Genomic DNA, 13,510 nt, shown 5'->3' on the forward strand with positions numbered 1-13,510 from the left:
GCACGAGGGCACTGTGATGACATCATTTACAAAACAGATCTGGGTAGTGGGCGGGCTTGCCATGCTTACTGTAAGCATGGGCGGTGTATTTTTGCCGTCTGCTGTGTACGCTCAAGGTGGCGGCCAGAGCGTGCCGGTGACTGATGAAGATCATATTGAGGTAAGCGAGGAGGCGAATAATATTCTCAGTAATATTCAAGAAACAAATAAAGAAAATCTTGAGCAAAATGCAAACGCCGCAGAGACGCTCAAAAAACTCCTTGAAGTGTTTACGGTGGATCACCCGGAAGGAGAAAAAGCATCCAAAGACGCGCTTGCTGAGAAATCAAAAACAAACATTGATGATTCAGTCGAGGGATACAAAGGATACATGAACAATCAGTACCTTCCGCAGTATGATTGTGAAGAGGGAGAGAATTCATTTATTGAGACCGACCCTGATCAATACTACCAGGATGTTTCAAATAGTCAGTTTAATAGATTTCTTGTAGAGGAGTTTAGTTTTGACCGTGATGATCTTTGTGACAACGGCGACAACTACACTCCTCCCAACAGTAATGACACGCCGAACTATCAAAAAGGGTTAGTTCGCTCACTTCAGACATCTAATGCGCAAGAGCAGGAATTTGATCTGAATTACAATCTTCACGAAACAACTGACGGAAACGTCGATGAATTTATGAGTGGAGATTTTTCCCACGGCGGCTACGCCGGCCTGTTTTCGGCTTTGGGAAATTCTGATAATCATATCTACGGAGCATACACAAAGTCTAAAGGAGAATCAGAGCGGCGTGAAAGGGAAGCTCAAGAGATTGAGAGTCAGAAGCTTGAATGGAGCGGTGGGGCCCATGCTCTTACGAATAGTGATAACCAGATCCTTACGCCAGGAACGCTAAACCGTGACAGGTATGATAGAGCGGTTAATTTTTGCGAGCGGTCCCTTGTTGGTCTTGATAAACATCAAGAAGTTGCCGAGCAGTTAGATGAGCATTGTCAAGAGATCGAGAACAAGATCATGGACGGACTTGCTCTCGATGGGTCGTTGCTTGATTCATTCGATCAGCTTATTAACGGCCTGATCAATCTTGATTACGAGGCAGAGTTTGAAAATATCATTGATGATCTTGAGAGCGAAGCAGAAGACTACGTGAGCGACGTAATCGACGACTTCATCGGTGGCTGGCTTGGCGGCGGAGGTGGCGGTGGATTCCTTTAGTAGTTAGTTATGAATCGAGCAATTTACACAGTACTTTTCTTCCTCATGCTGGCAACAGCAGGATATTTGCGCTTCGGACCATCTTCAGCTGAAGCTAGTTTTCACGACACATGGATCGGAGGCGCGGCTCTTATGGCATTCCCTCCTGTGGGTTTGGCTAATGCGGGGTATCAAGCAGGTTCTTGGGCGTTGTCTACTGGAGGCGAGAAAGTTAAGGAGATGGCCAGCGCTAAATTTATAGATATACTCGTCGACATTGCATCTTTCTTGTTCCAGTTCACTGTGATGTTGTTTCAGATGACCGTATATTTATTTGAGATCAGTCTTGAATGGTCTGTTGTTAAGTTTACTGAGAATATTGAAAATATCACAATGATCGATACAGGTTGGACGATCATTCGTGACATGGTCAATGTTGCTTTTATATTCATCATTCTTTATATAGCGATAAGGATCATTTTACAAATGAACGAAGCAAGCGCTAAACAGATGCTTGTACGAGTTATTGTCGCCGCACTGCTTATTAACTTCAGTTTGTTTGCTACCAAGGTGGTTATTGACGCTTCAAATGTTCTCGCTATTGAGTTCTATAACGCCGTTGAGACAGTGCAGCCCGCGCCGCAAGATATGCAGGTTGAGATGCCTGATGGAACCGTTTTTGTAAATGAGGATGATCCAATAATCGTAAAAGGGCCGGCATCCGCGATCATAGGAGGTCTTAATATTCAAACATTATTACATCAGTCAGATGCCGATCCGACACTTAGGTCAGTAGCTGTCGTTTACATAGGAGGAACCGTTCTTTTATGGGTCCTTATGTTTGTTCTGGGGGCACTGGCAATTATGTTCCTGATACGTTTCGTGGCGTTGATATTTTATATGGTCTTCTCGCCGATCGGTTTTCTTGGAATTATTTTGCCCCAGCTGTCTTCGGTGGGAGGTAAGTGGTGGAACGGATTGTTGAAGCAAGCGTTCTTTGCTCCAGTTGCGCTTTTCATGCTTTTTCTGGTCTCCAGTATGGTTAGCAGTCAAAGCTTGGTTGCTGTCACGTCTCTTCCTCAAGGAGCTGCTAATCCGGCACTCGCCTCGGCTATCCAAGGTGACATAAACCATTTTGGGACACTAATGAATTACTTTTTAATAATCGCTCTTACCTGCGGAGCGCTTATTATCTCAAATAGCATTGGCGCACACGGTGCGGCGGCGGCTGTTTCTGTAGGCAAAAGGACGGCAAACGGAGCTCGTGGCTTTGCTGGGCGTAATACAATAGGTTGGGCTGCGCAAAGAGCTGAAGAGAGGTTTGGTGATTCGCGTCTCGCCAACACGTTTGTGGGTTCATCGCTCAGAGATATGACCACGCGCAAGCTCGCGAGCGCGAAGTACGGCGGGAAGAAATCAGCGGCAGACGCGGCAAAAGCAGAACAAAAACGCCGAGGGACGTATGAAAAAGTAGCTAGCGAATCGACGGCCAAAACCCGAGAGCGGATGACCAGATCAGTAGACGCAGAGGCTGAACGACATCAGGTAAATCTACGGGATGTTGAAGGCAGGATCTCACAGGATCCGCGGGTGCGAGGTCATGATGAGCGATTGCGGGGGCTTAATAGTGAAGCGAATCAGCTGCGAGAACAAAAGAAGCAATTTGATGGTAAAGCAAGTACTCCTGATGCTATTCAGGCACGAAAGAATCTAGAGGATAAGGAAAAAGAACTTCGAAGAGCTGAGCAGGAACGCGAGCAAGCTATTCCGGGAGATCTGAAGCGGGAGCGTGATGCTGTGAAAAGAGAGGCTGAGTATGCAAAAAAGAACAGCGAGAAAAAACATGAAGAAGCAAATCAAGTTGCAAAGAAAATGGTGGCACGACAGCGCCAGAAAGCGTCCAAGGGTGGGTTAACTACAGCCGGCACGCAGCAACAAGCAAATATCCTTAAGGAGATGGAAAAAGGAATGGGTGACGACGTTGGGGAGATGAGAAAGAAAGCGAAAGACAAGCAGAAAAAGGATCCGGCAGGCAACCTCGCTGATGCGGTTAAAGGCGCTATAGAGGCAGGTGTTATTGATATGCCGGCAAGTGGGCAGGGGCAGGATGATAAAGGTGGAACTTCTCAACTTAAATAATTGGTAGCGATTTACATATGACACTATCTCACGAGACAATAGGTAACTACATAAACGAACTCGATCCCGAGCTTAGGTCGTATTTAGTTTCCGACAATATTCAGGATCGGCTTCGCGATATTGCAACAACATACAACCTCTCCGACGAAGAAGTTGTCCGTCTTATTGATGAATCGTATTACGTATTGATGGGGCTAAAGCCTGTTTCTGCGTTTGCTGATGAGCTTGCGTCCGGTGTCAAAGTAAATGATGGTGAGCTTGCTGAGATCATTGAATCGGTGGACGAACAGATAATTGAACCCGTTAGCGACCTTATACCTTTACATGAGGACGACAAAGAATCGTTTGACGATCAACAATTAGATTCAACTCTAACTGAAGAGAGTGATGAGCGGGTAGTGACTGTTGCCGACGACCAGATGTCATCTGTCCCTGATTCTCCTCGCAAGGCGGCGCACGAAGCGCTATCATCAAAAGTAAAGAAACATAGCAACGTGCCGGCACCCGATAACCTTCCAGGAACATCTGGAGAACCGATAAGCGCTCCTCAAACACGGCTGCGATCACAAGGCCACTCTTCATCTCCGGCAAAAAAACCTTCACAAAGTATTTGGGATAAGATCTCTTTTCGTAAGTCGGCAGAGCAACAGGACGGTGTTGACCGGTCACTCAAGAAGGATGTTCCGCGTTCACCTTATGCAAACATGCCGGAAAGCCAGGAACAAAACGAGGGTCCGCAGGATAGCCAGCAGCTTGATGGGATTGACGTTAAGAGAGAAGTAAAACAGCCGTCAGAAAGCGAGAAAGGGCAGAGAGCGTCGACAGCCAATTATTCCATCGGCGGATTTGATTCATTTCGGGAGACTGACCACGATCACCGTAATTTAAATCGTGACCAGGTGCTGGCCGGTATTGAAGATCCAGATGGAGAAACAAGGCCCAATGATACGGTGTCAGAAGAAGAGTTGCGCCAGGAGTCGCCGGGCACGAACGACCCCGACCAAAGGTACGGTGAAGAAGAAGATCCATACAGAGAGCCTGTGGCCTAGCGTATTGATTGTTATAATAATGCTGTGCACATATCGCACCCTTCAGCGCAGAATATGGGGGGGTGGTATGATGACAGAGTCACTATGCCTGTAAATTAATTGTATGCGTTTTCACGTCCCTCAATATATTGAAATAGAAAGCAAGCTGTTTGGACCGTTTACGCTCAAGCAGTTTATCTACCTCGCGGGTGGTATTGGCGCGAGTGTGGGGTTGTGGTTCGTGGTGCCGTATGCGGTCCTGTCTTTGCCGCTCATAGCTGCAGTTGCTTTGTTTTCATTTGCGCTTGCTTTCTACAAGGTTAATGAAAAGCCGTTCATTGAGGTGATGGAGGCTGCGTTTTACTATGCCGTAGGCTCAAAGCTCTATATTTGGGATCGGCACCGTAAAACCCCTACGAAGAAAGAAATCGCGGAGGCGGATAAGAAAGAGCAGGAGGCGAATGTGCCAAAACTGTCGAGCAGTAAGCTTAAAGATCTCACCTGGGACCTGGATACCAAGACCGGAGAGAAAGACGAAGATCTGTCAGATGAAACTATTTGATCAGTTGCATAACTAACATGTAACGCATACGAACAAGACTGAATTGTTCATCGTATCGATATGATACACTAGAGAAAGCTCATTATTATGGCAAAACGAAGCACTCCATCACAAGATTTTATTCCGATCAAAGAGATTCGCGACGACGTTGTGATACTCAAGAACGGATCCCTGCGGGCCATACTTATGACCTCAACGGTTAACTTTGGTTTGAAATCAAAAGAAGAGCAGGAGTCTACGCTCTATCAATTCCAGAACTTTTTAAATTCTCTCGATTTTTCTACGCAGATCTGTGTTCAGTCCCGTCGACTTGATATTCGTCCGTACCTTCAGCTTCTTGCGGAACGTCAAAAAGAACAAGTGAACGAGCTTCTAAAGGTTCAAACAAAAGAATATATAGAATTCGTTAAGACCTTTACCGCCAAAACAAATATAATGGCGAAGCATTTTTACGTTATTGTGCCGTATACGCCAACTACAATATCGACTTCCGGCGGTGGTATTGCGGATAAATTAAAAGGGTTAGTTGGCATGGGCGGATCTGACGACGAGAAAGAGGAGGCAGCTGAGCAAACATTTGATCAGCAGCGAAGCCAGCTTGAGGCACGGCTGTCTGTTGTGGAGCAGGGATTGATCCGCTCCGGTGTTCGCAGTGCTCGGCTCGGTACCGATGAGTTGACTGAACTTTTTTACCAGACCTTTAACCCGGGCGAGACCGATATTCCGGTCAATAAATCGGATGATGAATAAATCGCGGTAATTGCACTATATATATGGGTATCCTTGGATTTGGAAAATCAAAAAAAGAAGCATCTGACGACAGTCCGATCCTGCCACATCAATTAATGAACGCGGAGTCTTTGGAGCTCGAGGATATAATTGCCCCGAGTGCGCTTAAGATCACTCCGAAAGCGCTTCATCTCGGTAATAAGATCGTGCGGACACTGTTTGTGATCTCGTACCCGCGTTATCTTACCGAAAGTTGGTTCTCGCCGGTTATCAATCTAGATAAAGTTTTTGACGTATCGATCTTTATTCACCCGATCGAGACGAGTCAGATCCTGAAGAAGTTTCAGAAAAAAGTGGCAGAGGTGCAAAGTCAGATCCATGAGCGGGAAGATAAAGGGCTGGTACGTGATCCGCAACTTGACACTGCCTATCAGGATCTCGAGAATCTGCGTGACAAACTTCAGCAGGCGCAGGAACGTTTGTTCGATGTTGGGTTGTATCTCAGTATCTATGGAGACGATAAGGACGAACTGGATAAAATAGAATCAGAGATCCATTCGATCCTTGAGGCAAAACTTATTTACGTAAAACCGGCCCTGTTCCAGCAGGCGGAAGGTTTTCGTAGTGCGATCCCGATATCAACTGACGAGCTCGAAGTTCACTCAAAGTTGAATTCGACCCCGCTGTCGAGCATCTTTCCGTTTGTTTCGTTTGATCTCACGGCTGATTCAGGGATCTTGTACGGTGTTAACCGTCACAACTCAAGTCTTGTTCTGTTTGATCGCTACAGTCTTGAGAACTACAACTCAGTTACGCTCGCCAAGTCCGGTTCAGGTAAATCATACGGAACGAAACTCGAGATCCTTCGGTCACTTATGTTTGACACTGAGGTGATCGTGCTCGACCCGGAGCGCGAATACGAAAATCTCTCGGAAGCTGTTGGTGGTCGGTACTTTAATATCTCACTTACTTCCCAGCACCATATTAATCCGTTTGACCTGCCGGTGCCGACCGAAGACGAGTCTACCGCAAACATCATTCGCTCGAACATTATCCATCTGGTGGGTTTGTTCCGTATCATGATGGGTGGTTTGACGCCGGAGGAAGACGCGATTATCGATAAGGCGATCACGGAAACCTATGCTCTTAAGGATATTACCCCGGATGCTGATCTGACCAAGGTCGAAGCACCTTTGTTGTCGGACTTTGAGATGGTACTTTCGGGTATGGAAGGAGCCGAGTCGCTTTCGCAACGCCTTTCAAAGTATACTGAAGGAACATGGGCTGGTTTTCTGAACCAGGCAACCAATGTGGATATCGAGCAGAAGTTCATCGTCTTTTCCCTGCGAGACATGGAGGACGAGTTGAAGCCGGTGGCGATGTACATCGTTACCCACCATATCTGGAATGCGATCCGTCGTCGCCTTCAGAAGCGATTGTTAGTGATCGACGAGGCGTGGTGGATGATGAAATCTGAAGATACCGCTTCGTTCCTGCTTGGACTGGCGAAGCGAGGTCGAAAGTACTACCTTGGTCTGTCGACGATCACTCAAGATGTCGGTGACTTCCTCAAGTCTCCTTACGGCTTACCGATCATCACGAACTCATCGATGCAGTTTTTGATGAAGCAGTCGCCTTCCGGTGCGGAAAGACTTCAAGAGATCTTCCATCTTACTGAAGAGGAAAAATATCTCCTTATGGAGTCAGATGTTGGAGAAGGTATCTTCTTTGCCGGTATGAAGCATGTCGCGGTAAAAGTAATAGCCAGCTATACCGAAGATCAGATCATTACGTCTGACCCTTCTGAGATCATGGCGATCAAGAAGTCCAAAAAAGAATTTAATGAACAGGATAGTGACGAGAAGCAAGAACCGATCAATTAACCTTCCATGCCAGAACCGCGCCCTTATAGCAACGATACGAGAAGAGAGACAGGTCCGGCACCGGTAGCGCCGGGAGGGGTTGGTCCTAAGATGGGAAATGAAGAGGATTTTGAAAAAGATTTCTCTCAAGAAAAGAAGTCTGCGGTAAAAGAGGGTGAGGGTGGGCAGCAAAAAAGATTACAACAGCAAAAAACTGGAAGAGGGTCGCGTAAAGGTCGGGTTGCACAACGTGGTTTAACGCGGGCTCGCGCAAAAACTCGTCAGGCGCTTCGAGCGAGCCGAAGGCAGGAGCAGTTAGAGCAGAGCGTCTCCCAAACTCCAAAGAAAAAGCTGACAGGGTGGCCGTTCTACGTTGTTCTGTTTCTCGCGATCATTAAAGATATTGTTGACATTATCGTGACGATATTTGTAATCTCTTCAATTGCGAGTACAGCTGCTGCTGCGTTGCTTACCATTGTTATCGTTCCATACTATCTTTACAGCGGTGTTTTGCCGAAAACAAAGAAGGTTGTGATGTGGGTTATTACAGCTGTTATTGCGTATGTTCCGTTTCTCGCGGTTCTCCCTACGGCAACAATTAATGTTGTTTTGACACGGATCATGACGAACAATGAGCTTTTCCAGGCAGTGGCAAGCAAGGTAAGCGTAAAAGGAAACATCCGCCGAACCGCGCGTCGAAAAGCACAGTCAGCAATGTAGTGGATAATATGCTCACCCCACTTCTAAATAGACGTGATAGAATAACACTATAATGCAAGCGATGAGCATAAAACATAAAGTATTTACAGGTCTTGCGATAGCGCTTTTGCTAATACTTGCCCCAAGCGCTCTAGTTCAAGCGCAAGAAGTCGACGTGGATCTGATCTGGGAGGCAGAGTCGTATACGCCGGTTTTGTATGACGGAAAATCACGCTATACACCGGGTGCGTCGGTAACACTGCAGGCAGTGCCGTATCGTGTCGGGACAGGTGAAACTATTGATCCAGCTGTTACAGAATTTACTTGGAAAGTTAATGGGCGACAGATGCGCCAGGGAGTGGGAGAAGATGCGTTTGTTTTCAATGGGTCTACGCAAAAAGAGCACACGATCTCGGTTACGCTAAGAAACAGTAATAAGATAAGTCAGTCAGTAACACTAAAACCATCAGCTCCGGAAGTTGTTTTGTATCCCGAAAGCCCTCTTTACGGTACTCAGTCTGCATTTGCACTTATGGGAACATTTCACATGCGTGATCAAGAAGCAACTATTCGCGCCGTACCGTATTACTTCACGGTTGCGTCCGCGGTCGATCTAGGGCTCCTCTATCGCTGGAGTGTTAACGGAGAGGATATAGATCAGGATCTCACAGGAGACGATGCTTCCGCGTTAACCATGCGTGCCCCCGAAGGCAATGGATCGGCGCATCTCGGGTTAGAGGTGGAGAAGCAAAACTCACTGTATCATCTTGTCCGAGATCAGTTGAATGTCAGATACGGGCTATAGCTCATCGAGAGACATGAATACTTTATTTATTATAATAAAAAAACAGTATCAGATACTCGGGGGAGTGGTTCTTGCTTTTATACTTCCGGTGGTTACGTACGCTCAAAATGATTACGTGCCGTTGGTGCCACTACCAGGGATCGATGGGTCCGGAGGGATCGGGCTGGCAAATTACTTTCAGCAGATGTTCATTCTACTGCTTAGTTTAACCACGGTCTTCGCGGTGTTGATGATTGTGATTGGCGGATTGCAATACATGACGGCCGGGGACAATGCGAGCAAAGTATCTGGAGCAAAAGAAACCATTCAAAATGCTTTATACGGCCTTTTTCTTGCTATCGGTGCCTGGCTCATTCTTTACACCATTAATCCGACCATCCTCAGCTTAACAATCGGGGGTGACGAGATTGAGCATCAATCATCCTATGGGTTTATGCGCAATCGAGTGACAACAGCCACGGTGTCGTCTGATTGGATGGGAAACAATTTTTTTGAATATATCGCCGGCGCGAGCGACCCGGAGGATGCCGCAATTCAACAGTGCCTCCAAAAAGCCGCACAAATAAATAATGTAAGGGACGAGTATAATATATATAATATTCAGTCCGGTATGTGCACCAATCCAGAACAGGTCACTCGATATGATGGAGCTGTTGGGTACATCGCTCGTTTTGATTATGCGCGCGTATTCCCCGATACCCGTTTCGGGCCTGAGCGGTATTTCTCGGATACCATTGAAGAATGCCGAAATCGGCGGGATACAATAATACAGTCAGCAGCGAACCTGGGCGTACCGGCGAGCGCTCTAGATGCTTCTAATTGTCAGCCGTACACTCATTAAATATGAAAAAGATCTTATACATCGCTGTGGTGCTTCTTGTTGTCGTTTGTGCGGCTGCTGTCGGTCTGTACGCATACCTACCAATCGGTGATGTGAATCCGGAGACCGGCGAGATAGTAAAGATCCAGGATTATTTGCCAATAGCAAATGATAGATCAGGTGATCCGGATTCTTCAGATGCGGGAGGTGATCAGACTCAGGATGAGGAAGGAGGTTCTCCGGCTGATACAACGTCTTCAGACGAAGAGACCTTACCGGCGCTGCGCGACCTTTCCGGAGAACCGGTTGCTGGTGCGATCGCGTTTGAGCAGACAGAGCAAGTAGGAACATCAACCCATGTATTTACTGAGATACGCTACACGACGGTTGCACAAGGACACGTGCACAGTGCTCGGTCTGATCGGTCGGGTACCGACAGGGTTACCAATGAAACAAATCGAAAAACCGTTAATTCTGTCTGGACATCACCCGTTACCACAATTTTGCAGACAGTTGATACTAACAGGGATAGTATTACATCGCTGCTGGTTACGATCCACGATGAGCAGGCCACGTCATCCTCTCTGCGAGAGGTGAGTGGAAATTTTCTTAGCAACACTATTAAGAACATTGTCTCGGCACCAACCGGTGGTCAGATAGTCCTGATTCGATCGCAAGAGAGTGGTGGGGTTTCTGTTGAAGTAGGTCAGCCGGGAGAACAGATGACGGTGTTGTATACGACACCGCTGAGTGACTGGCAGATCGCATGGCCGGCTTCGGCACAGGTTTTATTGACAACCAATCCGGGTGCTGGTGATGACGGATTCCTGTATTCGATCAATACGCAAAACGGCGCACGTACTCGATTGCTCGGTGGTATTGCCGGTCTGACAGTACGTATGAATTCGGGTGGTTCAAGGTTGCTTTACAATGAGAGTACGAGGAGCGGATTCCAGTTGTACAGCTACACTATTGAAACAGGTGAGAGCTCTGAACTTGTCACACACCAAACTCTGCCTGAGAAATGCACATGGAGTTCCGAGAGTTCAATAATTGCTTACTGCGGTGTTCCAAGAGAGGTTCCGTCTGCTCAGTATCCAGATGATTGGTATAAAGGTCGTGTGTCATTTGACGACCACCTAGCCCGGTTTAATGTCGAGACAGGAAAGGTTGAAATTCTTGAGGATCTCTCAGCAAAAATAGAAGGAGGTGGGGACGTTATCGAGCCCTTCCTCGGGCCCAACGAAGAGTATCTTTTCTTCACCAACAAAAAAGACGGTCACTTGTGGAGCTACCGTCTCTCTGATTCAGAAGAGGCGGCTTCGACCAACTCTGGCTCTGAAGAGGGAGCTGATTTCTAGACGTATTGATCTAGTTGACTGAGGGCTCAGGTTCATCAGTATAGGTAATAACGACGTGACGCTTCTCGCCGACTCCTTCAGAGCATGTTTCGATGTCTGAGACATTGCTCAGTACGTCGTGGACCACGAAACGCTCGAACGAACTCATAGGCTCCATGGCGATGGAGTTTTTTAGTGAGCGAGCACGCTCAGCGCAAGCCGATGCTTTTTGCGTAAGTGCTTCGCGTGCGTGTTCACGGTGATAGTTTACGTCAATAGAAAAAACGGCCACATCAGGGCCGAGCTGTTTGCGTGCTATTTGGTGGACAAGGGTGTTTATTGCTTGCAAATGCGTGCCGTCTGAGCCGATCAGTTCCTTGTCGTTTTCTGCGCTGATCATGAATACCGGGCGGGTTTCATGATCGTGCATGGTGATATCGCTGTATGAGACGCTAAGAGCGCTCAGGAACCCCTCGATGATCCTCTGTATTTGCTGATTGGTGTCATCGGTCGGCATAAGGGGTGGTGTTATCTATTTCTCTTTGCGTGCTTTTTCTTTCGTTTGTTTTTCTTTTGCGGTCGGGCTCCCGGGGTTTTTTGCTGCTCAGTACTTTGCGCGTGATTTTGTGCGTTAACCGCGTGTTCTGGTAGTGGGTCGGTAGTGTCGGGTGCTGACTCCGGGGTTTTTTCGGTGTCTTTCTGGTTTTGCATCTCTCGGCGTACTACGAGCTCCTGTCCAAGTGTGAAGAGGTTCGAGGTGATCCAGTAAAGCGCGATGGCGCCGGAGATGCTCCAGGCAATGAAAAAGACAATAACCGGGAAAACGTAGCGCATTTGTATGTTCATGCTGCGCATGAGGTCTTCTTTAAAGTTCGGCTCACTTGAGGTTTTCGGCTTGAGCGGAGGCATCGAGTAGCGGATCTGGAAAAAGCTCGTGATTGAAGCAAATACTGCCAGTACCCAGCTTTTACCGGCCAATGAGAGGAACGAAAGCCCGAATAATTGCACGGTTACCAACTCCGGTTCTTGAACAAAGGAGTAAAGAAGCTCTTGGTCGATCTCTGGCAGGCCGGTGCTTAAAAATATATGATACAGTGCAATAATGATCGGGAGCTGGATCAGGATAAGCAGAAAACTGGAGAACGGATTGATCCCTTTTTCCTTATAAAAGGCCATCATTTCCTGCGCTTGTGCCTGCTTGTCTTCTTTGTGCTTTTCCTTGATCTCTTTGAGCTCGTCTTCGTGTGAGCGCATCTTCATCTGCGTTTTGACTGCTTTTCGCGATAGCGGGAAAAGCAGGAGACGAACGAGTACCGTGAAGACGATAACCGCAAGTCCGGCATCGCTCCATGGCAAGAACCACATTACAAAAACGAGGCCGTTATAAAGCGGCTCGTAGACAACGAAATTAAAAGCGTCAACGATAAACATGCTCTCTACTCTAGCGCATCCGCAGGCTTTTTTCAATTTATCCGGTACACTCTTTAGGTTTACGTCAAAGGTGTGTCCAGCCACATGCACGCACGCGTGTACAGCAGGACTAATCTAAAACGGGTGGAGTGATTACCCGTTATATACTTTTGCTTTTCTTAGTATTTTCTCAAGGTCGGACGCGACCTCCTCCGAGGAGGCGTCGCGAATAGATGATTTGGCGTATAAAGCAATTTTCCAGCCGTCCTGGGTGTGCCCCAAAAGGTCGTTGATGGCGTGGTGTACACGTCGTTTAATCCGATGACGTTCAACTGCTCCTTTGGTTACTTTTTGAGAGATGATCACGGCAAACCGGGCAGGAGATGATTCAGTAGAAAGAGTGCGTGCAACAAAAAACGATGAGTGAGTTACTCTCACTGCATCGTTTGTCTGCATCTCCTTAAGCATCTCGGTAGTGAGTCGTCGGCTACGGGGAAGCATGGGAAGAATATATACAGCTTTTAAACCGGGTCTTTAAGCTGCGGTTACACCGTAGAGAGCTTGGTGCGTCCTTTGCGACGTCGACGTCGCAGAATGTTTCGGCCGTCTGCTGTACGGGATCGTTTCCGAAAACCGTGCACTCGTGCACGCTTCTTTCGTTTCGGGTTGTAGGTTAGTCCTTGTGGCATGTGCATTGTTATATCATAGAAGCGAAGAGAGCTCAAGTCTTTTTATTTGTCTTTGTTGCGAGAAAAGGTACCGGGAAAAAGGTGCGACATTTATCACAAACAGTATTGCAGTGGGTAGCAGAAGTGTGTCCTGTATGCAATACACACCTTGTGCACACGCTGTTCACAAAACCGGGCAAGCAAAAAAATGAGGAGCTTCTATAATGGCATCAACGAACATTTTATTATCAAG

General features: G+C 47.2%; 14 protein-coding genes. 10 read left to right on the plus strand and 4 right to left on the minus strand.

What is annotated here, in order from left to right:
• The first annotated feature begins 16 nt into the window (after positions 1 to 16).
• The 10 genes from WD312_00625 to WD312_00670 all read left to right on the plus strand — a co-directional run bounded on the left by WD312_00625 (position 17) and on the right by WD312_00670 (position 11,200).
• Positions 17 to 1,216: a hypothetical protein gene (locus WD312_00625; protein ID MEX2563611.1), complete on the plus strand. Its 1,200-nt coding sequence runs from the start codon at positions 17 to 19 to the stop codon at positions 1,214 to 1,216.
• A 9-nt stretch (positions 1,217 to 1,225) separates the two neighbouring features.
• A complete protein-coding gene (locus WD312_00630) occupies positions 1,226 to 3,334 on the plus strand; it encodes a hypothetical protein (GenBank protein ID MEX2563612.1) in 2,109 nt (702 codons plus the stop codon).
• Between the two features lie 17 nt (positions 3,335 to 3,351).
• The gene (locus WD312_00635; protein MEX2563613.1) at positions 3,352 to 4,383 is read left to right on the plus strand and encodes a hypothetical protein; all 1,032 of its coding nucleotides are present in this window, start codon (positions 3,352 to 3,354) and stop codon (positions 4,381 to 4,383) included.
• A 103-nt stretch (positions 4,384 to 4,486) separates the two neighbouring features.
• Entirely contained in the window at positions 4,487 to 4,924 is a 438-nt protein-coding gene (locus WD312_00640; protein ID MEX2563614.1) for a PrgI family protein, read from the plus strand.
• Between the two features lie 87 nt (positions 4,925 to 5,011).
• On the plus strand, positions 5,012 to 5,674 hold the full coding sequence (locus WD312_00645; GenBank protein ID MEX2563615.1) for a hypothetical protein: 663 nt from the start codon (positions 5,012 to 5,014) through the stop codon (positions 5,672 to 5,674).
• A gap of 23 nt (positions 5,675 to 5,697) precedes the next feature.
• On the plus strand, positions 5,698 to 7,536 hold the full coding sequence (locus WD312_00650; protein ID MEX2563616.1) for a DUF87 domain-containing protein: 1,839 nt from the start codon (positions 5,698 to 5,700) through the stop codon (positions 7,534 to 7,536).
• A 6-nt stretch (positions 7,537 to 7,542) separates the two neighbouring features.
• A complete protein-coding gene (locus WD312_00655; GenBank protein MEX2563617.1) occupies positions 7,543 to 8,235 on the plus strand; it encodes a hypothetical protein in 693 nt (230 codons plus the stop codon).
• Positions 8,236 to 8,296: 61 nt separating this feature from the next.
• On the plus strand, positions 8,297 to 9,019 hold the full coding sequence (locus WD312_00660) for a hypothetical protein (GenBank protein ID MEX2563618.1): 723 nt from the start codon (positions 8,297 to 8,299) through the stop codon (positions 9,017 to 9,019).
• 13 nt (positions 9,020 to 9,032) lie between these two features.
• Entirely contained in the window at positions 9,033 to 9,860 is an 828-nt protein-coding gene (locus WD312_00665; protein MEX2563619.1) for a pilin, read from the plus strand.
• A 2-nt stretch (positions 9,861 to 9,862) separates the two neighbouring features.
• On the plus strand, positions 9,863 to 11,200 hold the full coding sequence (locus WD312_00670; protein MEX2563620.1) for a hypothetical protein: 1,338 nt from the start codon (positions 9,863 to 9,865) through the stop codon (positions 11,198 to 11,200).
• Positions 11,201 to 11,210: 10 nt separating this feature from the next.
• On the opposite strand, the gene WD312_00675 is transcribed toward WD312_00670, so the two are convergent.
• From WD312_00675 to rpmH, 4 genes are all read right to left on the minus strand, one after another.
• Entirely contained in the window at positions 11,211 to 11,696 is a 486-nt protein-coding gene (locus tag WD312_00675) for a R3H domain-containing nucleic acid-binding protein (protein ID MEX2563621.1), read from the minus strand.
• An 11-nt stretch (positions 11,697 to 11,707) separates the two neighbouring features.
• The gene (locus WD312_00680; GenBank protein MEX2563622.1) at positions 11,708 to 12,610 is read right to left on the minus strand and encodes a YidC/Oxa1 family membrane protein insertase; all 903 of its coding nucleotides are present in this window, start codon (positions 12,608 to 12,610) and stop codon (positions 11,708 to 11,710) included.
• Between the two features lie 132 nt (positions 12,611 to 12,742).
• Positions 12,743 to 13,090 carry a ribonuclease P protein component gene (gene rnpA / locus WD312_00685; protein MEX2563623.1) on the minus strand — a complete coding sequence of 116 codons (348 nt, stop codon included), beginning with the start codon at positions 13,088 to 13,090 and terminating at the stop codon, positions 12,743 to 12,745.
• 44 nt (positions 13,091 to 13,134) lie between these two features.
• Complete coding sequence (rpmH, locus tag WD312_00690) at positions 13,135 to 13,278, minus strand: 50S ribosomal protein L34 (protein ID MEX2563624.1); 144 nt, start codon at positions 13,276 to 13,278, stop codon at positions 13,135 to 13,137.
• Between the last annotated feature and the right edge of the window lie 232 nt (positions 13,279 to 13,510).

It is taken from the genome of Candidatus Paceibacterota bacterium, from assembly GCA_040905715.1.
Taxonomy (GTDB): Bacteria; Patescibacteriota; Minisyncoccia; order Phycocordibacterales; family CSBR16-193; genus JBBDHZ01.